The sequence below is a fragment of the Streptomyces sp. H39-S7 genome (assembly GCF_027158205.1).
In the GTDB taxonomy this organism is placed as follows: Bacteria; Actinomycetota; Actinomycetes; order Streptomycetales; family Streptomycetaceae; genus Actinacidiphila.
Window position 1 is genome coordinate 150,313 of sequence record NZ_JAPVLU010000015.1, and the last position, 21,120, is coordinate 171,432.

Annotated in this window: 20 protein-coding genes and 1 pseudogene; 13 read left to right on the forward strand and 8 right to left on the reverse strand. The window is 70.3% G+C overall.

Translation table 11 applies throughout. From position 1 onward, the window contains the following. The 4 genes from O3X23_RS16950 (at position 1) to O3X23_RS16965 (ending at position 3,854) form a co-directional block, all read left to right on the forward strand. Positions 1-693, forward strand: a complete 693-nt coding sequence (locus tag O3X23_RS16950) for an NAD(P)-dependent oxidoreductase (RefSeq protein ID WP_269272223.1) — start codon at positions 1-3, stop codon at positions 691-693. Next, complete coding sequence (locus tag O3X23_RS16955; RefSeq protein ID WP_443047867.1) at positions 690-1,112, forward strand: pyridoxamine 5'-phosphate oxidase family protein; 423 nt, start codon at positions 690-692, stop codon at positions 1,110-1,112. Before O3X23_RS16950 ends, O3X23_RS16955 begins: the two co-directional genes overlap by 4 nt. Before the next feature lie 6 nt (positions 1,113-1,118). After that, entirely contained in the window at positions 1,119-1,991 is an 873-nt protein-coding gene (locus O3X23_RS16960; RefSeq protein ID WP_269272224.1) for a haloalkane dehalogenase, read from the forward strand. Between the two features lie 291 nt (positions 1,992-2,282). Then, entirely contained in the window at positions 2,283-3,854 is a 1,572-nt protein-coding gene (locus O3X23_RS16965; protein ID WP_269272225.1) for a carbohydrate-binding protein, read from the forward strand. Between the two features lie 63 nt (positions 3,855-3,917). Here O3X23_RS16965 and O3X23_RS16970 read toward each other — a convergent pair whose 3' ends face one another. From O3X23_RS16970 to O3X23_RS16985, 4 genes are all read right to left on the reverse strand, one after another. Then, the gene (locus O3X23_RS16970) at positions 3,918-4,373 is read right to left on the reverse strand and encodes a GNAT family N-acetyltransferase (protein ID WP_269272226.1); all 456 of its coding nucleotides are present in this window, start codon (positions 4,371-4,373) and stop codon (positions 3,918-3,920) included. Between the two features lie 41 nt (positions 4,374-4,414). Further along, the gene (locus O3X23_RS16975; protein WP_269272227.1) at positions 4,415-5,311 is read right to left on the reverse strand and encodes an RNA polymerase sigma-70 factor; all 897 of its coding nucleotides are present in this window, start codon (positions 5,309-5,311) and stop codon (positions 4,415-4,417) included. 197 nt (positions 5,312-5,508) lie between these two features. Next, entirely contained in the window at positions 5,509-6,714 is a 1,206-nt protein-coding gene (locus O3X23_RS16980) for an NAD(P)/FAD-dependent oxidoreductase (RefSeq protein WP_269272229.1), read from the reverse strand. Between the two features lie 197 nt (positions 6,715-6,911). Further along, the gene (locus tag O3X23_RS16985; protein ID WP_269272230.1) at positions 6,912-7,661 is read right to left on the reverse strand and encodes a TioE family transcriptional regulator; all 750 of its coding nucleotides are present in this window, start codon (positions 7,659-7,661) and stop codon (positions 6,912-6,914) included. A 69-nt stretch (positions 7,662-7,730) separates the two neighbouring features. Between O3X23_RS16985 and O3X23_RS16990 the strand changes: the two genes are divergently transcribed. Further along, positions 7,731-8,990: an erythromycin esterase family protein gene (locus O3X23_RS16990; RefSeq protein ID WP_269272231.1), complete on the forward strand. Its 1,260-nt coding sequence runs from the start codon at positions 7,731-7,733 to the stop codon at positions 8,988-8,990. On the opposite strand, the gene O3X23_RS16995 is transcribed toward O3X23_RS16990, so the two are convergent. Next, complete coding sequence (locus O3X23_RS16995; protein WP_269272232.1) at positions 8,963-9,697, reverse strand: hypothetical protein; 735 nt, start codon at positions 9,695-9,697, stop codon at positions 8,963-8,965. The genes O3X23_RS16990 and O3X23_RS16995 overlap by 28 nt on opposite strands. A 101-nt stretch (positions 9,698-9,798) precedes the next feature. Continuing rightward, positions 9,799-11,223 carry a lamin tail domain-containing protein gene (locus tag O3X23_RS17000; RefSeq protein WP_269272233.1) on the reverse strand — a complete coding sequence of 475 codons (1,425 nt, stop codon included), beginning with the start codon at positions 11,221-11,223 and terminating at the stop codon, positions 9,799-9,801. Positions 11,224-11,981: 758 nt separating this feature from the next. Between O3X23_RS17000 and O3X23_RS17005 the strand changes: the two genes are divergently transcribed. The 4 genes and pseudogenes from O3X23_RS17005 to O3X23_RS17025 all read left to right on the forward strand — a co-directional run bounded on the left by O3X23_RS17005 (position 11,982) and on the right by O3X23_RS17025 (position 16,590). Continuing rightward, positions 11,982-13,031, forward strand: a complete 1,050-nt coding sequence (locus O3X23_RS17005) for an alkaline phosphatase family protein (protein WP_269272234.1) — start codon at positions 11,982-11,984, stop codon at positions 13,029-13,031. A gap of 33 nt (positions 13,032-13,064) precedes the next feature. Next, positions 13,065-14,198: pseudogene (locus O3X23_RS44200) on the forward strand (chitosanase); the annotation flags it as partial. A gap of 86 nt (positions 14,199-14,284) precedes the next feature. Continuing rightward, a complete protein-coding gene (locus tag O3X23_RS17020) occupies positions 14,285-15,598 on the forward strand; it encodes an MFS transporter (RefSeq protein ID WP_269272236.1) in 1,314 nt (437 codons plus the stop codon). Then, positions 15,595-16,590: a TolB family protein gene (locus O3X23_RS17025; protein ID WP_269272237.1), complete on the forward strand. Its 996-nt coding sequence runs from the start codon at positions 15,595-15,597 to the stop codon at positions 16,588-16,590. The genes O3X23_RS17020 and O3X23_RS17025 overlap by 4 nt, the downstream gene beginning before the upstream one ends. A gap of 296 nt (positions 16,591-16,886) precedes the next feature. On the opposite strand, the gene O3X23_RS17030 is transcribed toward O3X23_RS17025, so the two are convergent. Beyond that, a complete protein-coding gene (locus tag O3X23_RS17030) occupies positions 16,887-17,969 on the reverse strand; it encodes a protein kinase family protein (RefSeq protein WP_269272238.1) in 1,083 nt (360 codons plus the stop codon). 159 nt (positions 17,970-18,128) lie between these two features. Here O3X23_RS17030 and O3X23_RS17035 point away from each other — a divergent pair, with 159 nt between their 5' ends. Continuing rightward, a complete protein-coding gene (locus tag O3X23_RS17035; RefSeq protein WP_269272239.1) occupies positions 18,129-18,260 on the forward strand; it encodes a hypothetical protein in 132 nt (43 codons plus the stop codon). Between the two features lie 68 nt (positions 18,261-18,328). Here the strand turns inward: O3X23_RS17035 and O3X23_RS17040 are convergent, their stop codons facing one another. Next, positions 18,329-19,252, reverse strand: a complete 924-nt coding sequence (locus O3X23_RS17040) for an aminoglycoside phosphotransferase family protein (RefSeq protein ID WP_269272240.1) — start codon at positions 19,250-19,252, stop codon at positions 18,329-18,331. A 141-nt stretch (positions 19,253-19,393) separates the two neighbouring features. On the opposite strand from O3X23_RS17040, the gene O3X23_RS17045 reads away from it, so the two are divergent. The 3 genes from O3X23_RS17045 to O3X23_RS17055 all read left to right on the forward strand — a co-directional run bounded on the left by O3X23_RS17045 (position 19,394) and on the right by O3X23_RS17055 (position 20,957). Then, positions 19,394-19,981, forward strand: a complete 588-nt coding sequence (locus O3X23_RS17045; protein WP_269272241.1) for a DUF2975 domain-containing protein — start codon at positions 19,394-19,396, stop codon at positions 19,979-19,981. Further along, positions 19,981-20,214, forward strand: a complete 234-nt coding sequence (locus O3X23_RS17050; protein WP_269272242.1) for a helix-turn-helix domain-containing protein — start codon at positions 19,981-19,983, stop codon at positions 20,212-20,214. Before O3X23_RS17045 ends, O3X23_RS17050 begins: the two co-directional genes overlap by 1 nt. A 488-nt stretch (positions 20,215-20,702) precedes the next feature. Beyond that, on the forward strand, positions 20,703-20,957 hold the full coding sequence (locus O3X23_RS17055) for a hypothetical protein (protein WP_269272243.1): 255 nt from the start codon (positions 20,703-20,705) through the stop codon (positions 20,955-20,957). The last annotated feature ends 163 nt before the right edge of the window (positions 20,958-21,120 follow it).

The window sequence follows — 21,120 nt, forward strand, 5'->3', positions numbered from 1 at the left end:
ATGCGTATCGCAGTCTTCGGCGCCAACGGACCGACCGGCCGCCACCTCACCGAACAGGCCCTCGCAGCCGGCCACGACGTCGTCGCCGTGACCCGCCGCCCCGGCTCCCTCACCGCACGGCCCGGCCTGACCGTGGCCGTCGCCGACGCCACCGACCCGGCGGCCGTCGACGCCGCGATCGCCGGAACGGACGCCGTTCTGTCCGCGCTGGGCGCACGTCCCGGCAAGCAGGCGGTCACCACCTACTCGGCGAGCGCGACCGCCATCATCGCGGCGATGGAACACCACGGCGTCAAGCGGCTGCTCGCCGTCAGCTCCAGCATCGCCGACCCGAACTGGCGCCCCACCGGTGCGCACTTCTTCAACCACGTCTTCGACCCGCTGGTGAACCGGCGCCTCGCCCGACCGGTCCACGAGGACATGCGCCGCATGGAGGACGTGATCCGCCGGTCCGGCCTCGACTGGACCCTCGTGCGGCCCTCCGGCCTGTTCGAGCACCCCGTCGTCACGAGCTACCACACCGCGGAGACCAGCGCCGACGGCGTCTTCACCGCCCGCGCCGACCTCGCTGCCGCCATGGTGCGCGAGCTGGCGGAGCGACGGTACGTGCGCACGGCCATGGGCGTCATCACCACGGCAGTGAAGCCGAACATCGCCAAGCTGGTCTGGAACGAGGGCGTGAAGAAGAAGTGAGCCGCGCGACGGTCGAACTCCCGGCCACGCAAAGGACGTTCCTGGCCCAGGCCCACCCGGCCACCTTCACCACCCTCCGTCCCGATGGCACCCCGCACGTCACCCCCGTCCGTTTCACCTTCGACGCGAGCGCCGGCCTGGCCCGGGTGACCACCCGGGCGGGAGCCCGCAAGGCCCGCAATGTGGTGGCGGCCGGCCCGGCGGCCCGGGTGGCGCTCTGCCAGGCGGACGGATTCCGCTGGGTCACCCTCGAAGGCCGGGCCGCCGTCACCGACGACCCCGGGCGCCTGGCCGAGGCGGTCCGCCGCTACACCGCCCGCTACCGGACGGCTCCGCCCGCCCCACCGGATCTGGTCGTCATCGAGATCGCCGTCGACCGCGTCCTGAACCTCGACCTCCCCGTACTGAAAGCGATGTGACCTCACATGCCCACGCTCCCCGTCCTCGAGTCCACCGTTCACTACCGCGAGTCCGGCGACCCGGACGGGCTGCCGTTCGTCTTCCTCCACGGCAACCCCACCTCCTCCCACCTGTGGCGCAACGTCCTGCCGGGCGTGGCCGCGCCCGGCCGCCGGCTGCTGGCTCCCGACCTCATCGGCATGGGGGAGTCCGGCAAGCCCGACCTCGCCTACTCCTTCGACGACCACGCGCGCTACCTCGACGCGTGGTTCGACGCCCTCGGCCTGGAGGAGGCCGTCCTCGTCGGCCACGACTGGGGCGGGGCGCTCGCCTTCGACCGCGCCGCCCGCCTGCCCGGCAGCGTGCGCGGCCTCGCGTTCACCGAGACGATCGTCAAGCCGCTGATCGGCGACGAGTTCCCGGCTGCCGGACGGGAGTTGTTCACCCTGCTGCGCACTCCGGGGGTGGGCGAGGAGATGATCCTGGAGAAGTCGCTGTTCATCGAGGGGCTCGGGGACACGCTCGCCACGCCGCTGGATCCCGCCGACCTGGAGGTGTACCGGCGCCCCTTCCCGACCCCGCACAGCCGCCGGCCGATCCTGGCGTGGACGCGCATGATGCCGTTGGACGCCGAGCCCGCCGACGTCGTGGCCCGCATCGTGCGCTACGACGCCTGGCTGGCCACGAGTCCCGACGTCCCCAAGCTGCTCGCCGCGTTCGAGCCGGGCCCCGGCGCGATGACCGATCGCGGAGCCGTGGCCTGGTGCGAGCAGAACATCGCGGGGCTGGAGGTCTCCCGTCTCGGCCTGGCCGGCCACCACTCCCCGGAGGACCGCCCCGACGAGTTGGCCGCGGCGATCAGCGCCTGGGCCGATCTCCACGGCCTGGCCCGTTCGTAGGCGAATCTCGTGGCGGCGGTGCCGTAGTCGGTCGCGGCGGCCGGCCGGAGGTGGTCGCGGTGGTCCGGGAGATGGCACGCATTCACATCCCTGGGTTCATGTAAGTGAACCGGAATCACGTACGCGTCTATTGACCCCGTCGAAGGCCAGCCTCTACCGTCCGGGGAAAGCGCTTTCTCCGGATGGTAGCAGTGTCCGTCCGGACCGCTCCTGCCGTCAACCGCCGCGTGGTTCCTCGACGTCCCGGCGCCGAACCCGTGGACGGGCGAGCCGATCAACTGGAGACAACAGATGCAATTACGACCCGTCATCGCGTGCGTCAGCTTGCTGGCAGGCACGCTCGTCGCTCTGTCCGGCACCACCGCACAGGCCGCCCCCACTCGCTATGAGGCCGAGAACTCGCCCGCGATCTGCACCGGCACCATCGACTCCAACTGGGCCGGCTACTCCGGCAGCGGGTTCTGCAACGCCAACAACGCGACCGGCGCCTTCGCCCAGTTCACGGTGACCGCCGCCACCGCGGGCACGGCCACGGTGCAGGTCCGCTTCGCCAACGGAACCACCGTCGCCAGGCCCGCCGCCGTCACGGTGAACGGCTCGGCGGCCGCCTCCGCGTCGTTCGAGGGCACCAGCACCTGGTCGGCGTGGGCGACGACTACCCTTACGGTGCCGGTGAACGCGGGCAGCAACACCGTCCGGCTCACCCCCACCACCTCCGCGGGCCTGCCCAACCTCGACTACCTCGACGTCGAGGCCGGCACCACCACGCCGCCGACCGGATCAGCGGTGTACGTGGCGCCGAACGGCACCGACGGCGCGGCCGGCACGCAGTCGGCCCCGACGACGCTCGCCTCGGCGATCACCCGCGTCACCCCCGGCGGAACGATCTACCTGCGCGGCGGGACCTACCACTACGCGCAGACCATCACCGTTCCGCCGGGCAACAACGGCACCTCCGCCAACCGCACGCAGTTGTCGGCCTATCCGGGTGAGACCCCGGTACTGAACTTCTCCGCCATGGCCGAGGACCCGGCGAACCGCGGTCTCGCCCTGAACGGGTCGTACTGGCGCGTCAACGGCATCGTCGTCGAGCACGCCGGCGACAACGGGATCTTCGTGGGCGGCAGCAACAACATCATCGAGCGCACGGTGACGCGCTTCAACCGGGACTCGGGACTGCAGATCTCCCGCGCGGCCTCCACCACCCCCAAGGACCAGTGGCCCGCCAACAACCTCGTCCTCAGCTCGGAGTCGCACGACAACGCCGACTCCGGCGGTGAGAACGCCGACGGCTTCGCCGCCAAACTCACCTCCGGCCCCGGGAACGTGTTCCGCTACGACGTGTCGCACCACAACATCGACGACGGCTGGGACCTCTACACCAAGACCGACACGGGCCCCATCGGCCCGGTGACCATCGAGGACTCCCTCTCCTTCAGCAACGGGACCCTCAGCGACGGCACTCAGAACACCAACGGAGACCGCAACGGCTACAAACTCGGCGGCGACGACATCAAGGTCAACCACATCGTCCGGCGCGACATCGCCTACGACAACGGCCACCACGGGTTCACGTACAACAGCAACCCCGGCTCCATGACGGTGTCCGACAACGTCAGCATCGACAACGACGAGCGCAACTACTCGTTCGACGCCGGCACCTCGGTGTTCCGCAACAACGTCTCGTGCCGCAGCGCCAGCGGGTCGAACGACAAGACCATCGGCGACGCCGACAGCTCGAACCAGTTCTGGACCGGCTCGAACGGATCCCGGTGCTCCGCGTACTCCGGCGCCCTGCACTGGTCCTTCGCCACCGACGGCCGCCTTGTGGTGACCTTCGGCGGCAGCGCGATCACGCCGTAACCACCCGGGAACGCGTGCGGCCCGCCCGGCAGGGGGCGGGCCGCACGAATGATCCGAGGTCGTTCAGAGAGTCCTGGTCATGAACGCGCTGCTGGGGTCGGGCCGGTACTCCGCGAACGGCTCGCAGTAGGTGAACCCGAACTTCTCGTACAGCTTCCTCGCGGGAAGGAAGAACTCGGCCGCGCCCGTCTCCAGGCTCAGCCGGGTGAAGCCCGCGAGCTCGGCCTCGGCGATGATGTGCGCCAGCAGCAGCGACGCGATCCCGCTCCGCTTGCGGGCCGGACTGGTCCGCATCGCCTTCAGCTCCGCATGGCCCGCGTCCAGCCTCTTGATCGCGCCGCAGCCCACCAGGGTCTCGCCGTCCAGGACCGACCAGAAAGTGATCCCGGGCCGGCGGAGCCCGTCGAGATCGAGGGCGTGCTTGCTCTCCAGCGGCGTGATGGACCGCATCTGCCGGACGTGCTCGTCGAGGAAGCGGGCGATCTCCGGGCCGGAGAGGTCGTCTGCCACGATCTTCACTTCTGCTCTGCCTTTCTGGGTGGCTGTCGCGGAGCCGGGCCTCACCGCCGGGTGAGCCGGGTCTCGGATTCGACGCGGGACAGCTTTTCGGGGTTGCGGACGTAGTAGAGGCCGGTGATGCGGGCGTCCTCGAGGCGGATCGCGATGATGCCGTCGAGCTCGCCGTCCAGGCGGACGAGGAGTGCCGGGCTGCCGTTGACCATCGTGGGAGCGACGGTGACCGGAAGGTCGTTCTTGCCGAGAGCACCGAGCAGGAAGCGGGTCACCTTCTCGGCGCCGACAATCGGCCGCAGCGCGGCCTGCCGGAAGCCGCCGCCGTCGCTCACCAGGACGACGTCCGGGGCCAGTACGTCGAGCAGGTCCTGCGGATTCCCGGTGTCGAGCACGCGCTGGAACGACGCCAGGGCCGCCCGGGCCTGGCTGGGGGAGACCACCTGGCGAGGGCGGCGCGCGTCGACGTGCTGCCGGGCGCGGTGCGCGATCTGGCGGACGGCCGCGGGGGTCTTGTCGAGGGCGGCCGCGATCTCGTCGTAGCCGACGTCGAAGGCCTCGCGCAGTACGAACACCGCGCGCTCGGTCGGCGACAGCGTCTCGAGGATGAGCATCATCGCCATCGACACACTCTCGGCGAGCTCGACATCGTCGGCCACGTCCGGTGCGGTGAGCATCGGCTCGGGCAGCCAGGGACCGACGTAGGCCTCTCTGCGCCGACTCATCGTGCGCAGCCGGTTGAGCGCCTGTCGGGTGGTGATCCGGACCAGGTAGGCGCGTTGGTCGCGCACCTCCTCCAAGTCGACCTTGACCCACCGCAACCAGGTCTCCTGGAGGACGTCCTCGGCGTCGGCCGCCGATCCGAGCATCTCGTAGGCGACGGTGAAGAGCAGGTTCCGGTGGGCGACGAACGTCTCCGTCGCCGGGTCAGTGGCCTGGTCACTCATCTCTCGACCCCTTCTCCTTCGCGGCCGGGCCCGGTGGCCGGCGGCTTTTCGGCGTGCCTCCGCAGTGCGGTCCCGTCCGTCGGTGGCCGCTCGATCATGACGCACCCGTTCGGGCAGCCGCGAGGGGGGAGGCACCACCCGCGCGCCGGGCCGTCGCGGTCCGAGCGGATCGACCACGCGTGCCGACCTATGCCCCCCTACGCCGCCCGCTCGGCGGCGGCCGGTGCCTTGCCGCGCGGGGTCCGGAGCAGTTGCCGGCGCTTGGACCCTCCCGGGACGCGGTGCAGGGAGTAGGAGCCGGGCTTGGCCGCCTCATCGGACATGTACTTCACGATGCCCTTGCAGATGAACTCCTTGACCCGCGCGCCCGGGCGCCCGGCGACGTGGAGCCACACCGCGACGTCGTACCGGTGGGCGAACTGGAAGATCCCGGCGCGTCGGCCCAGGCTGATGCACTGTCCGGCGAACACCTGGTTGAGGGTCGCGGGCCGCTCACCCGCGATCCGGCTGAGCACCGTGTCGGCGGCCCGCGCGCCCAGCGGCATCGCGGCCTGGCAGCTCATCCGCAGCGGCAGATCCGACGGCGCCGCCGAGTCGCCTGCAGCGACGATGCGCTCGTCGTCCACGCTGGTCAGGGTCTCGTCCGTGCGCAGGCGGCCCACGTCGTCGGTGCTCAGCCCGCTGCGGGCGGCCAGGTCCGGCACGCCGAATCCGGCGGTCCAGATCGTCACATCGCTCGGCAGCTCGCGGCCGTCGCTGAGCCGCACGGCCGCGCGGGTCACAGCCGTCACCTTCGTGTCGGGACCGTCGATCACGGTCACCGCGAGTTCGGCCAGCCGCTTCGCGACCGCGCGCCGGCCCCGCCGGTGCAGATACGGGCCGAGCACCCCGCCACACACCAGGGTCACCGCGCGCCCCGCCTCCGCCAGCTCGGCGGCGGTCTCGATACCGGTCGGACCCGCTCCGACCACGGTCACCGCTGCTGTGGCGGGCGCGGCGTCGAGGACCGGCCGCAGCCGCCGCGCCTCCTCCAGGCTCGCGATCGGGTACGCGAACTCCGCCGCTCCGATCACCCGCGGGTCGGCGCTGCCGCTGCCGACCGCGTAGACCAGATAGTCGTAGCCGACCGTGCCACCCGATGCCAGCGCCACGCTGCGCGCGGCCGGGTCGATCCGGGTCACGCTGTCGACCACCAGCGCGGTGCCCTCGCGCAGCACCTCTGTGTACTCGACGACAGCGTCGTCGGATCCGCCCACCAGTTGGTGCAGGCGGATCCGCTCGACGAAGTTCCGGCGCGGGTTGATCAGCGTCACGGTCACGTCGTCGCGCTGCCTGAGGCGATTGGCCGCCATCACGCCTGCGTACCCTCCGCCGATCACGACCACATCGGTGTTCCCAGTCACGGTGTCCTCCTTCGTTGCCAGCGTTCGGGCACAAGACACCGCCTGCCCGACTCCCGTGACATCTTGTGAGGCAGATCACTCTGTGCACCGGATTCCCCACCGATGGTGCCGAGCGGGCCGGTGGTGCCCGGAGGCGACGGGCCGCTGCTGGTGCGCCGGCGGAATGGAGGTGCGGTGTCCGGCCGATGACCGGGGTCCTATCCCCGCTCGCGAAGAAAGCTCTCCAGCTCCGCGGCCCCGGTCAGCATCGCCCGCCCGCGGGCGGACAGCCGAGCGTGCCAGTCGCGCAGCGCGGCCTCCAGCGGCTCCAGCCCTCCGGCCGACCGCACCTGGGCGATCAGTGGAGCGATCTGCTCCAGCAGGTAGCCGCCCCGCCGGAGCTGGTGGGCCAGCCGGGCGTCCCGTACGTCGGCCTCGTCGTAGACGCGGTACCCGGTCCGCGGGTCGCGGCTCGGGCGCACCAGCCCGGCGCGCTCCCATTTGCGCAGCGTCGCGGGACGGACGGTGAGCCGGTCCGCCAGCGGCCCGATGAACAGGCCGCCGGGCGGGGACACCGTGGCCGGCTCGGAGCCCGCGGCGGGCTCGAGCGCAGAGACGGGTTCCAGGTCGCGCAGGGCGCGCTCCACGGCCTGCAGGGTCCGCCGGTCGTCGAGGAGTTGGGCGTGGCTCTCGTCGATGAGGTGGAACGCCCCCTCGTCCGCGCCCTGGTTCACGGCCCGCATGATCGACGTCGCCGTCCGGTGGCCGTGGCCGGGCACCAGAGCGAGGAAGGTGCGCAGGGCCCCCGCGTGCAGTGAGGTGTAGACGCGGTAGCCGTGGGGTGTGCGATCGGCGGCCGGCAGGATGCCGGCCTCCTCGTAGTTCCTGATCGCCTGTGTGGACAGACCGTGCCCGCGCGCCAGATCGACCGGCCTGAGCCGATCCTTGCTTTGAAGGTTTCTCCCCATGGAACCCGACGATAGCGCCGGAACATCTCCACAAGTCTCCACCGAAGGTTCAACGATAGCGTTGAAGGCATGGCTACCGACATCAAGGACACCATCAAGGACACCGTCCATCCCGTTGACGCCGCCGCCGTCATACGGCTGCTCCCGGCCCGGCCCCGGCTCCTCGCCCTGGGGGAGCCGACCCACGGCGAGGACGCTCTGCTCGAGCTGCGCAACGAGCTCTTCCAGCAGCTCGTCGAGCAGGAGGGGTACCGGACGATCGCGATCGAGAGCGACTGCGTGATGGGCCTGGCCGTCGACGACTACGTCACCTCGGGCGCGGGCACTCTCGACGACGTCATGGAGCGGGGAATCAGCCACGGCTGGGGGACCTCCGCGGCCAACCGCGAGCTCGTGCGCTGGATGCGCGCCTACAACGTCCGGGCCGACACCGACGGACGGCCCGCGTCCGAGCTGCTCCGCTTCGCCGGTTTCGACGGCCCGCTGGAGATCACGCACGCCGCGAGCCCCCGGCAGGCGCTCACCGCACTCCACGGCTACCTCGCGGCCCAGGTGGACGCGGAGCTGCTGCCCTGCACCGCGGACACACTCGATCGCCTGCTCGGCGCCGACGACCGGTGGATCGAACCCGCCGCGATGATGGACCCGTCCCGGTCCACCGGGCAGTCTGCCGATGCCGGCCGGCTGCGGCTGCTCGCCGACGATCTGGCGGCCCTGCTCGACCAGCAGACACCGCACCTGCTCGCGACGACCTCGCGGGATGACTGGGACCGGGCGTGCCTGTACGGGCGCACCGCGACCGGCCTGCTGCGCTACCACCACTGGATGGCCGACACCTCACCCGCCCGCATGACCCGGCTGGTGAGCCTGCGGGACCAGATGATGGCGCACAACCTCCTGGCCGTCGCCGAACGCGGCCCGGCACTCGTCCACGCCCAGAACGCCCACCTCCAACGGGCCAAGAGCTCCCTGCGGATGGGCGGGGCGCCGCTGGAGTGGTGGAGCGCCGGTGCGCTGGTGAGCGCCCGGCTCGGCGAGGAATACGCCTTCGTGGCCACGGCTCTCGGCACGATCCGGCACCAGGGAGTGGGCACACCGCCGCCGGACACCGTCGAAGGACTCCTGTACGCGCTCCCGGAGGACCGCTGTGTCGTCGACGCCCCGCGGCTGGCCACCGTCCTCGCCGACCCACGGCCCGCCCCGCGCGTGTCCCCCTGGTTCGGCTACGCCCCGCTGGACCCGGCCCAACTGGCGGACAGCGACGGCATCGTGTTCGTCAGGAACGTCCCGACCGAGCCGCCCTACCCTTCCCAGGCGCCGGGACTGTAGCGGTGGTTTCTGTGTCCCGCGGCGAGCACGGACCGGAGTTCCGCGAGGTGCCGGGTGGTCGTCGGCAGTTGCAGCTGGGCGAGGAGCGCCTCGGCGGGCGCCGGTTCCAGACAGCCGTAGATATCGTGGTAGCCGGTCAGCAGGCCTCTGAACAGGGGTTGGTGGAGGGCGGGGAGGGCCACGGCCGCTTCGTAGGCCTTCTGTTTCACGGGCCAGGGCACGGGGCCTGAGCAGGCCAGGACCCGGCCGGCGCGGAGGAGCGTGCCGCAGGTCGGCTCCGCCACGATGTGGTCGATGTCGTTGCCGAGCACCTCGGCGAAGGCCGTCGCGCTGGTGGCGCGGTCCTCGAACCAGTCGACCCAGAGCGAGTAGGTCACGGCCTCGGGATCACGGTCCGCTTCCAGCCGTCGGCGATATCCGTCCCACAGAACGTGGGCGGGCAGCGGCCCTTCCGCACCTCGGTCCGCGAACCGGATCTCGCACGTCACCCAGTAGTCGTCGAGCAGATCCAGCAACCCGAAGGCCAGCCTCACTTGACCGGCCCGGTCCAGGTCCTCGTCGGTGAACACCTCGTCGGCCCAGGAGTGCGCGACCTCGTTGCAGGTGAGCGGATGCTCCGACTCGACGTCGGCCCACCCGTCGCCGGCCTCGGTAACGCCCCGCTCGGCGAGCCAGCGCCGCGCGTCCTCCGTGGCGTGTATCTCCATACCGACAGTATGACGAGCCAGGAGGTGGCCGGGAGGTGGCGGTTGCGACGGCGCAGCGGGACGGCGGCTGGACAGCCGCAGCCCCGCTGCACCGTGCCGTGTCAGGAGGTGCAGTTCAGGGTGCCCGCGCGGAGTGCGTGGCCGCCGTCGTTGCCGTCGTCGGACCAGATGACCGCCTTGTGGCCGCCGGTGCAGGTGGACTGAGGGGCGATGGCGAAGCCCTCGTTGTTGTAGTTGGCCATCCCCGTGGGGCGGTTGTAGGTGTGGGTGACGGTGAACTTCCCCTGAGCGTTGATGTCGAGGGTCGAGGCGCGGCCCTGGCAGGTGTCGTCGCAGGTCGCCCAGAGGTGTCCGGTGCCGGGCTCGAACTCCAGGTCCATCACCGTGGGAAAGCCGCTCGGGAGGGTGGCGATGCGGGTGTAGCCGCCGCCGGAGGAGTTCAGGGCGTAGGCGTAGACGGTGCCGTTGTCCTCGACACCGGCGAAGACCAGGCCGCTGCCATGGCCGGGGTAGGCGGTGGGGTTGTAGGCCGCGCCGGTGTGCTCGTCGCGGAAGCCGTGCGCGGTCAGGAACGTGTCCGGTATCCACGAGATGGCCTCGGGACCGGAGTTGGCCGGCAGGGAGGGCAGGTCGGAGGTGAGGTTCCACTCGGCGGTCGCGTTCAGCGAGGACGCCGTGGAGGAGGTGTCGAAGCGCAGGATCTTCGGCAGGCTGGTGGAACCGCTGCTGTCGTCGCGCTCGGTGGCGACGAACAGGCCGTCGGGGGTGACGACCACGCCCTCGGCGTCGGGGCTGCCGTTCCCGCCCGCGTAGCGCAGGGTCTTGCCCGAGGACCAGCCGGCGGCCGGGTCGGGGCGCCAGGTCGCACCGTTGGGCACCAGCCGGTAGAGCTTGCTCGGGCCGTTGTCCACCGCCCACAGCACACCGGGGCTCTCGAAGGACAGGCCGCTGAGGTTCTCCCCGAACACGTTCGAGCCGTCGGCGATGGTGACCGCCGTGCCGCCCGGCCACACGGTGTCGGACGGCTGCCCGCCCCCGCCGCAGGCGTTGGCCGCGCCCCTGGTCGGGGCGGTCGTGGTGGTGAACGCGCCGATGCCGTCCGTGCACCGCCCGTAGGTGGTGGTGGCGTGGGAGGTCCAGGTGAAGGAGTCGACCAGCGTGGAGCCGTTGGCCCGGAACAACCGTGCGGAGTCCGAGCTGCCGAGGCCGAACGACGACTCGACGTTCAGCGCCAGGAAGGCGTGCGCGGCCAGCGTCGTGCCGGACGCGATTTTGTACGAGTGCGCGTTGTCGTTGTCCTTGACGACCCACTTGGACACGTCGACGGCGGTTGTCCCGGTGTTGACGAGTTCGATCCAGTCGCCGGGGCTGCCGTCACTCGACTCGATCTCGTTGATCCGCACCGTGGGCTGGTCCTGCGCCGAGGCCGGTGCGCCGGCCAGGCCCAGGGCGAGCCCGAGGACGGTCAGGGTGGCGGCGGTGATGTGGGCTGCTCTGCGCCAGTGGGTACGCGAGTGGGTACGCAAGGGACCGGTCCTTCTTTCGGGGGGCGGCGGGCGGGAGGACGGGAAGCGCGCTCACGCTTCCGGCGAAGCTTCGGGCACACCGGCGGCCGTGGGGCGGCCAGGGCCGGGCCACGTGATGAACGGCGTGGGTGACCCACAGGACCGACGCACAGAACCGGCTCACAGAACCGGCGCGTAGAGCCGACTCACGGAACTCACGCACGGAGCCGACTCGCGGAACCGACGCGCAGCAGGTCCCTGACCGGTCGGCCGGTCAGCCTCCTTGAAACCCGCTGCGCGGGTCGGCGTCCTCGCGTTGCGCGGAAGGACATCCGTGAGCCGGCAACGCGTCCTGCGGGCCGCCGGGTGACGTCAGTGTGAGGGCGTTGAGCCACCGCGACAAGGCCGTCGAACGCCCTCGCACCGGGGCCGGCGGGATCTGGAGCCGATGATTCCCCGGCGGTCGTACCCGGTGAGCTGCGCGTTTCTCCAAGGGCTCTGCATTCGAGGTCACCAACATCTGTTAGTTAACTTTCCTATCCCATAGGATCCCGCCAGCGGCTCGGCGCGGACGTTCCGAACCTGACGCGCTCACCTGCATTCGTGAATGCAGCTGACCCGGCCGCCGCGGCCCTAGTCCGCCTCACCTGTCGCCGCAGTGCCGCATGCCCGCACGCGCTACCTCCCCGCGCGTGGGGGCCCGCCGCAACTGCCGACCAGGCGCAGTTCAGGTCCATCGCACCGAACCCAGCACTACCGCCTTGTCCAAGGAGATCAGCATGACCCCTCCCTACCCTCCCCTGCGCTCCCCGAGCACCGACCCCCCGTCCGGGGAGCGCGGCGCCCACGCACGACGCGGCCGGCGGTCCCGGCGCGCCCTCATCGCCGCCGGCATGAGTGTGGCCGTGGGTGTGCTCGGTCTGACCGCGACGGCTATCGCGTCCCCGTCCGGCACGAAGAGCGCGACGGCGTCCCCGGCGGCTGTGACCGCCAACGGGATCCCCCAGTTCGACCACGTCGTGGTCGTGACGGAGGAGAACAAGTTCTACGAGGATGTCGTCGGCAGCAGTAACGCGCCGTACATCAACTCCCTCGCCAAGCAGGGCGCGTCGCTCTCCAACATGCACGGGACGACACACCCCAGTCAGGGCAACTACATCGCGCTCTTCTCCGGCTCCACGCACGGCGTCGACGACGACAACTGTCCGTACGACTACGCGTCGGACAACCTCGGAAACCAGCTCCTGACGCGTGGGCACTCCTTCGTCGGTTACTCCGAGGACCTGCCGTCCGACGGCTCGAAGGACTGCGGCGACGACGGAAGCAACGGCTACGCCCGCAAGCACAACGGCTGGGTGAACTTCTCCAACGTCCCGGCGGCCTCGAACCTGCGCTACAGCCGTTTCCCGACGGACTACAGCACGCTCCCCGACGTGTCGTTCGTTGTGCCGAACCTCGACAACGACATGCACGACGGCAGCGTCAAGAGGGGCGACGACTGGCTGAAGAAGAACTTCGACGGCTACATCCAGTGGGCCAAGACCCACAACAGCGCCCTCATCCTGACCTGGGACGAGAACGACGGCGACGACTCCGACAACAAGATCGCCACCATGATCGTCGGTGCGAACGTCAAGAAGGGCGCCACCTCCAGCACCAAGTACAACCACTACTCGATCCTGCGCACGCTGGAGGACATGTACGGGCTGCCCGCCCTGGGCAGCGCGGCCACGGCGAAGCCGATCACCGACATCTGGGACGTGACCGGCACCCCGCCCACGACGCCTCCCACCACCCCCCCCACCCCCCCCCCCACCCGCGCCGTGTAACAGGCCCCGGGGAACCCCCCCACCACCTCGTCCGCCGAGAGCACCTCGTTCGCCGGCGCCAAGGCCGTGGACGGCAGCAGCTCCACACGGTGGGCCAGCAAGGAGGGCTCCGACGCACAGTGGATCTCGGTGGACCTCGGGGCCGACACCCCACTCAGCCGCGTCAAGCTGAACTGGGAAGCGGCGTACGGGAAGTCGTACAAGATCCAGACGTCCACGGACGGCACCACCTGGACGACGGCCTACTCCACGACCACCGGCAACGGTGGCACCGATGACCTGACCGTCGGCGGTCACGGCCGCTACGTGCGCATGTCCGGTACCCAGCGCGGCACGGCCTACGGCTACTCGCTGTACGAGTTCGAGGTGTACGGCGCCGGGACCACCACGCCCCCGACGACCCCGCCCACGACCCCGCCGACGACGGCCCCCACCACGCCGCCCGGCGGATCGGGCGCCGACCTGACGGACCCGCGCAAGAAGGAGATCGCGATGGAGCTCGTCTCCAGTGCGGAGAACTCCTCGCTGGACTGGAAGAGCCAGTACACCTACATCGAGGACATCGGCGACGGCCGCGGCTACACCGCCGGGATCGTCGGCTTCTGCTCCGGTACCGGGGACATGCTCGACCTCGTCCGGCACTACACCGACCTGAAGCCCGGCAACGTTCTGGCCTCGTACCTTCCCGCACTGGAGAAGGTCAACGGCAGCGCCTCGCACACCGGCCTGGGATCGAACTTCGAGACCGCATGGCACACCGCGGCCAAGGACTCCGTCTTCCAGCGGGCGCAGGAGGACGAACGCGACCGGGTGTACTTCAACCCGTCCGTCAGCCAGGCGAAGTCCGACGGCCTGCACGCTCTGGGCCAGTTCGCCTACTACGACGCCATCGTGATGCACGGCCCCGGCGATGACGCGACCAGCTTCGGCGGGATCCGCAAGGCCGCCCTGCAGAAGGCCAAGACCCCGGCTCAGGGCGGCAACGAGACCACCTACCTCAACGCGTTCCTCGACGCCCGCAAGGCGGCGATGCTCACCGAGGCCGCGCACGAGGACACCAGCCGTGTCGACACCGAACAGCGGGTCTTCCTCAGCAACGGCAACCTCAACCTGAACCCGCCGCTGCAGTGGAAGGTCTACGGCGACCCGTACACGATCAGCGACTGACCCACCTCCCGCTCACGGGTCCGCCGGCCGGAACACCCCGGCCGGCGGACCCCCGATCGGAAAGGCGTCCGCAAGAAAGGACAGTCATGTACATCTCGACGAGCCGGGCCGTCCGCCCCCCATCCGCCGAGGCTCCCGAGGCTCCTGCCGCTGCTGATCCCGCCGGTCCTGCCGGTCCCGAGACTCCTGCCGTCCCCGGTCGGCGCCGGGCGTGGGCGGGCGTGGAATCCAATGTGCTCGCGCTCGGATCAGTCAGCCTGGTCACTGACATCTCCTCCGAGATGATCACCGCGGTGCTGCCGATGTACGTCATCTTCACCCTCGGCCTGAGCCCCCTGCAGTTCGGGGCGCTCAACGGCATGTACTTCGGAGTGACCGCTCTCGTCCGCGTGGCGGGAGGTCACGCCGCCGACCGCTGGCAGCGCCGCAAACTGGTGGCGGGCGGCGGATACGCACTGTCGGCGCTGTGCAAACTGGGCCTGCTCGCGGCCGGTTCCTCCGTACCGGCACTCGGCGCTGTGATCGCGGCCGACCGCACGGGCAAGGGGCTGCGCACCGGCCCCCGGGACGCGCTGATCTCGCTGAGCAGCACCCCGCAGACGCTGGGCCGGTCCTTCGGCGCGCACCGGGCGCTGGACACCACCGGAGCCTTCCTCGGGCCGTTGGCGGCCTTCGCGCTGCTGCTCGCGACGCCCGGGCAGTACGACACGGTCTTCGTGGCCAGCTTCTGCGTCGCCGCGTTCGGGCTGGTGATCCTGGCGCTGTTCGTCCGCGACCGACAGCAGCCGCTGGCACGGCACGAGCGGGCGACCGTACGCGATGTACTCGCTCTGCTGCTCAGTCCCGGCTTCCGCCGCGTCGGCATCGGCGTGCTGCTGCTCGGCGCGGTGACGCTCAGCGACTCGTTCGTCTACCTCCTCATCCAGCAGCGCCTGGACATCCCCGCGGAGTACTTCCCGCTGCTGCCGCTGGGCACCACCGGCGTCTACCTGCTGATGGCGATGCCGCTCGGCCAACTCGCCGACCGGCTGGGGCGTCTGCGGGTGTTCGTCGCCGGCTACGGAGCCCTGCTCCTCGCCTACCTGGCGCTGTTCGGACCGGTCGGCGGTCCCGTGCTGGTCATCACCACGCTCGTGCTGCACGGGCTGTTCTACGCGGCCACCGACGGCGTGCTGATGGCGGCCATCGGCCCGATGGTGCCCGAACACCTGCGGGCCGCCGGTATGTCACTGATCCAGACGGGCCAGTCGCTGGCCACGCTGGCGTCCTCGGTGCTGTTCGGCGCCGCGTGGTCCAGGTGGGGTCTGCACACCGCACTCGAGGTGGCCCTCACCGTCCTGGCCGTCGCCATCGCGGCGGCGCTGGTGATCCTTCCCCTGCGCAAGGAGAGCACGGCATGAGCACCAGGAACCGGCTGCTGATCCTGCTGGTGGTGGCCCTCGTCGCGGTCACCACCGTCACCGGGTACGTGCTGCGCTCCCGCGCCGCCGGTGACGCCGGCGGCGCGAGCGGGGTCGTACGGCTGGACACGGCCGGGCAGATCCTCTTCCGCGACACCGCGCCGGGCGCCTCGTTCGGCCGGATCGCCTCGGTGCCCATCGACCGCCCCGGCGCGCCGCGGACCACCGGCACCGTGCTGTGCGACCGGCTCTACGCGGCCCACGGCACCGGCATCTGCATGCAGCGCAAGGGCCCCGTCCCCTCCACCCACGTCACCGTGCTCGACCGCGACCTGCACCAGGTGCGGCAGATCAAGACTGAGGGGTTCCCCAACCGGTCCCGGGTCTCGGCCGGCGGGACCATGATCTCCTGGACCACCTTCGTGCAGGGTGACTCCTACCTGAAGGACGACTTCTCGACCCGGACCTCGATCCTCGACACCAGGACCGGCCGCCTGCTCGACAGCATCGAGCAGATCCCGCTGACCATCGACGGAAAGCCGTACCACGCCGCGGACCTGAACTACTGGGGCGTCAACTTCGCCGCGGACGACAACACCTTCTACGCCACGGTCCGGACCGGTGGCCGCACCTACCTGGTCCAGGGCGACTACCGGAAGTGGACGGCCCACACCCTGCGGACCAACGCCGAATGCCCGTCCTTGTCGCCCGACAACACCCGCATCGTGTTCAAGAAGAGGGTCAACGCCAGCGCCAACAGGCCGTGGCGCCTCTACGTCCTCGACCTCGCCACCATGAAGGAGACCCCGCTGGCGGAGGAGCACAGCGTCGACGACCAGGCCGCCTGGCTCGACGACCACACCGTGATGTACGGGCTGCCGCGCCACGGAGGCGGCTGGGACGTATGGTCCGTGCCCGCCGACGGCAGCGGTAGGCCCCGCCTCCTCATCCACGACGCCAACTCACCGGCCGCGGTGCCCACATCGAGATGACACGTTCCTCTCGGACCCCTGATGTCCGCTCGGCCGGCCGGCGCTGAGCGGAACCGGCCTCCGGCGGGGGGTGCGGGCGGGCGGTGGCGACCCGTATCGACGATGGCTCGCTCCGCCAGGCGGTGCGGCTCGACCCGAACGCCGTACGGCGCCTTCCCGTTAACCGCCCCCGCGCTCGACGCACTGCTTCCGTCGGGGCCGCATGCGAGGGAAGCAGCGCCGGCCGGACCGGGCCTGCTCGATCCGCCCGCCGACATCGCCCTGGTCGGCCCGGACAGCCGAGGCGAGGGTGTAGATCAGCTCGGAATCGTCGCGCCGGCGCCCAACTGTCGTTCGATCTCCGCGGCCGGGAACGGCGTCTGCTTGCTCTCGGTGAGCAGACGGCGGAAGAAGGAGTCCACGACGATGGTAGGGCGGGCGTGCCGGTCGATGATGGCCGTGATCTCGGGCGGGACGTCGCCAGGTCGCCGGCCCGCGATCCAGTCGTGCAGGAAGGCTTCGCGTTCCGTGTCACCGCGCACGCCGTCGAGCAAGTGGTGCTGGAGCAGGTGGCTCGCGGTGTAGCAGTGGTCGTATGCGAGGTGGTCCGAGAGAAAGGTGGACTCCTCCGCCGAAAGGTCGAAGCGGGAGCTCAGGGCAAGTCCGAAGTCAGCGAAGTAGAGCCGGTGGCCATCGGTCAGGATGTTGTCGAAGTGAGCATCGAAGTGGACGAGTCCATGAGAACTCATGAAGGCAGCTCCGCTCATCAGGGCTTCCTCCACCCAGTGGAAGGGCGAGCTGTCCCCGTCTTCCGGCACGGCGGTTTTGCGCTGGTCGGCCAGCCATCCGGCGAGTGTGTGCGGCACGTGCTCCAGGAAAAACACCAGGCTGCACGAGGACTGGTTGATGGCCTCCAGCCGGTCACGAACGGCGGGAGATCCCTCCCAGTGCGCGACGGCCCCCTCCAGGCCCCCGAACTCGTCGGTGGATCCTTCGGGAGCGGAGTCAGGCAGAACCCGCCAGTGGTACATCAGGGGAAATCCCGCATACTCGTCGCCCAGAACCCAGTTCGTGGTCATGGTGTGCACGGCAAGCTCCCGCCAGGCACCGAACCCGGCCGAGCCCACCCCGTACTGGTAGAACATCGGCAGTTCGAAGACGTTCGCCGTCGACCGCGCGTTCTCCGGGCGCAATTCGGCGTCCGTCAAAGGGATCCGCTTGATGAAGACGCGCGTTCCGTCAATGTCCAGCTCTGCCGACCTGCCGCCGATGCCCGACCCGAGCGTCGTAGCGGCTGTCACGACCTCCCCGAGCCGGTGGTCGCTCAGCAAGGAGAGCTGAGTGCTCACGGTCCCGTAACCAGCCAGGCGCGCGGAGCGCAGCAAATTCTCGTCCAGCATCGACGGCTCCTCGGTGCCCGAACCAGGGCTTCGGCAATCCCGCGTACGGCAACGACCTTACGCTGGGAAGATCAGGCACTCTCATGAACGACCCTTTCGCGGAGCAAGATCAAGAACGGTCGGCGGAAGCGGTCCGGGTCGCGGATCCACTGTCACAACTTGTTCTCGACGAAGTCGGCCTATGCCGGCTGGCAGCGACGCTGCGGCTTCTCCGGGCCCGCGGCCGACGGCATTCCGGGCCGGGAATCCCTCACCCGCCTCGGCGCTCTGCACGACTTCTCCGTCGTCTGAGGTCGGTGGCCGTACGCCGGTCGGAGACCGGAGTACAGGCCGGCGCGGCGCGAGCCGCGGCTCCTGTTTCAGCGGCGGGCGGTGGCGATCAGGCGCTTGAGGGCGGTGTGCGCGGGTGGGCCCCAGGTGGGCTTGCCGCCGGGGCGGCCGTGGATACCGGCGTCTCCGACGAGGATGCCGCTGAGGGCTTGCAGTACGGCCCAGCCGCGGGCGCGGCGGAGGGTCGCGGCATCCGGGGACGGCAGGTAGGCGGCGTGGAAGCGGTCTGCGGCGCCGTCCGGCAGCAGCACCCAGGCGGCGGCGAGGTCTCCGGCCGGATCGCCCGCGCAGAGGTCCCCGAAGTCGATCACGCCACAGAAGGTGCCGTCCTCGGTGAGGATGTTGGCCGGGTGGAGGTCTCCGTGGAGCCACAGGGCCGGGCCCGCCCAGACGGGTGCGGCGGCGGCGTCCTCCCAGACGGCGCGGACGGCGTCCGGGTCGGGTATCAGCCCCAGTTCGGTGAGAGAGGCGAGCTGCCTGGCGAAGGGCTCGGCCAGGTCCGCCAGCGGCCCTCCGCGGCCGAATCCGCCGGTGGGCGCCCCGTCGGGTGCGGGTTGGTGAAGAGCCGTCAGGAATGCGGCGAGGGCGTCGGCGGCTTCCGCGGCGCGCGTCGCGGGGACCTGGTCGGCAGGCGCACCCGGCACCCAGGTGGTGACGAGCCAAGGGCGCGGAAACAGCTCGGAGGGCTTACCGAGGCGCTGGGGTACGGGAACCGGCAGGGGCAGGCGCGGAGCCAGAGAGGGCAGCCAGGTGTGCTCGTTGCGCAGCAGTGTGTCCGCTCGCTCCGTTGCCCACGGCAACCGCACAGCGAGGTCGTCGCCGAGCCGCCACAGCTGGTTGTCCCAGCCGCGCGCACCCAGGCGCACGGGGCGATCGGCCAGGTCGGGGTGCTGCTCGTCCAGCAGAACCCGGACCAGTTCTGCGGTGATCTCGATCTCGGCATGCGTCGTCATGCGGCACCACCATAGTCGGAGCCGGCCCAGGCCCCAGGTGACGTCGCCTTTGAGGAGGTCTCGACGGCGGCCATGGACTTGTCGATTATCGATATGCCCCCTACTCTTCTGGCGTATCGACAATCGATGGGGAGGGGTGCGATGAACACGCGGCTCACGAGGATTCTGGCCTCGGTGACCTTTGCGCTGGCGGTGCTCTGCGGGCTCGCCTTCGTCGGCACGGGGGTCACGCACATGCTCGACGACGGGGCGGTCTGCGTACAGACGGACTTCTGGCGCAATGCCTCACTGGCGCCGGGCTCGCTGCCGGTGGGCAAGGGCGTGGAGGCGTCCAGCAGCGCCTCGCGCCTCTGTCAGGACGGTCCCTCCGTGGGGCAGCGCGCCGCCGACCTCGGGGGTGAACTGCCCTGGCTGCTGTTCGGTTCCCTCGCCCTGCTGCTCTTCTCCCGGCTGCTCAAGGCGGTCCTGTCGCAAGGGCCGTTCACGGACGCGGTGTCGCAACGGCTCTCCGTTCTCGGCTGGTTCGTTGCCGTGGGCACGCCGTTGGCCGGCCTGGTCGTCGGCTGGTCGCAGTCCTGGCTCGTCGGTAGCATGGCGCCGGTCGTGGGATCCGGGCCGGAGGTGGCCGGGCCGCAGGTGCTCGTCCTCGCCGGCCTCGCCGCACTGATCATGGGGAAGATCATGCGCGAGGGTGTGCGCATGCGAGAGGACCTCGAAGGGACCATTTGATGCCCGAAGAGGAACTGCACGCGATCCGGATCCACCTCGACCGGATCCTCGCGGACCGCGGCATGACGCTCACCGAACTGTCCGCACAAGTGGGCATCACCGTCGTCAACCTGTCTGTCCTCAAGAACGGGCGGGCGAAGGCCATCCGCTTCTCGACCCTGTCGCGGATCTGCGATGTCCTCCAGTGCCAGCCGGGAGACCTGATCACCCACGACCCCGCCGAGTCGGCCTAGTCGGCCTCTCCCGGCGGGGAGCGGGATTGCAGGAGCCTCAGCGGCGTCGCACCTTCCGGCGGCCAGTGCTGCTCGATCCGGCGGATCTGAGCGGCACGGCCGGCGGGGCGGTCAGCTTGGGTGCCCACCCCTGTGCGGCGTCAGCATGCCGCTGGAGGGCTGCAACCATATGCTCGACCAATAGGAACAAGACGGAAGATTTATGGATGTCTCGTTTCTCCGGCCACGGACATGGCCAGCCCGACCGACGCCACTTCTGCGCCGCGCAGCCGATCCGTCATCTCCACCTACCTGGAGGCCGACCTTGACGCTTCCCGACGCCGATACCGTCCGCGCCACCGCCGCACAGGGCTGGATCTACGGCTACGCGCTGCTGGAGAACTACCGCACGATGAACCCCCAGGCCGTCGACAGCGACGACCCCCGCTACGTGGGCGGCTTCGGCACCTTCCGGCACTACTCCCAGCCCTTCACCCCGGCCAACACCGATGTGGTCACCCCCAACAACGACACCCGGCCTGGCCGCAGCACTCGCGGTCGCCAACCCCAAGAACCTGGTCCCGGCCGTCGGCGGCGCACTGTCCATCGCCTCCAGCGGCGCGAGCACCGGCGACCGCTCCACGAAGATCCTCGGCGACTGGAAAGCATGGATGGCCGAACACAACGGCGCCATCATGACCGTCGTCCTGGCAGTCCCGGGCGCGAAGTACATCGGCGACGCCCTCAGCGCACTCATCACATAACCGAGTCCTCCGGCCGAACCGGACCCCGGAACAGCGTGCCCGCCAGCAACAACGTTCAGACTCGCCGACTGAAGCGCTCAGTCACGCTGGGGGACCGGTGCGGTCTTTCGGCTGGGCGGCACGACGGCCCGTGCCCTGGGACGACGACTGCACCCCGGGAGCC

Coding starts and splice junctions, on each gene's coding strand:
- O3X23_RS16985 (WP_269272230.1), bottom strand. CDS start 7,661: ATGGGGAGAAACCTTCAAAGCAAGGATCGGCTCAGGCCGGTCGATCTG.
- O3X23_RS17005 (WP_269272234.1), top strand. CDS start 11,982: ATGACCCCTCCCTACCCTCCCCTGCGCTCCCCGAGCACCGACCCCCCG.
- O3X23_RS16965 (WP_269272225.1), top strand. CDS start 2,283: ATGCAATTACGACCCGTCATCGCGTGCGTCAGCTTGCTGGCAGGCACG.
- O3X23_RS16995 (WP_269272232.1), bottom strand. CDS start 9,697: ATGGAGATACACGCCACGGAGGACGCGCGGCGCTGGCTCGCCGAGCGG.
- O3X23_RS16950 (WP_269272223.1), top strand. CDS start 1: ATGCGTATCGCAGTCTTCGGCGCCAACGGACCGACCGGCCGCCACCTC.
- O3X23_RS17030 (WP_269272238.1), bottom strand. CDS start 17,969: ATGCTGGACGAGAATTTGCTGCGCTCCGCGCGCCTGGCTGGTTACGGG.
- O3X23_RS16960 (WP_269272224.1), top strand. CDS start 1,119: ATGCCCACGCTCCCCGTCCTCGAGTCCACCGTTCACTACCGCGAGTCC.
- O3X23_RS16975 (WP_269272227.1), bottom strand. CDS start 5,311: ATGAGTGACCAGGCCACTGACCCGGCGACGGAGACGTTCGTCGCCCAC.
- O3X23_RS17055 (WP_269272243.1), top strand. CDS start 20,703: ATGTGGTCACCCCCAACAACGACACCCGGCCTGGCCGCAGCACTCGCG.
- O3X23_RS17020 (WP_269272236.1), top strand. CDS start 14,285: ATGTACATCTCGACGAGCCGGGCCGTCCGCCCCCCATCCGCCGAGGCT.
- O3X23_RS16990 (WP_269272231.1), top strand. CDS start 7,731: ATGGCTACCGACATCAAGGACACCATCAAGGACACCGTCCATCCCGTT.
- O3X23_RS17040 (WP_269272240.1), bottom strand. CDS start 19,252: ATGACGACGCATGCCGAGATCGAGATCACCGCAGAACTGGTCCGGGTT.
- O3X23_RS17045 (WP_269272241.1), top strand. CDS start 19,394: ATGAACACGCGGCTCACGAGGATTCTGGCCTCGGTGACCTTTGCGCTG.
- O3X23_RS17050 (WP_269272242.1), top strand. CDS start 19,981: ATGCCCGAAGAGGAACTGCACGCGATCCGGATCCACCTCGACCGGATC.
- O3X23_RS17025 (WP_269272237.1), top strand. CDS start 15,595: ATGAGCACCAGGAACCGGCTGCTGATCCTGCTGGTGGTGGCCCTCGTC.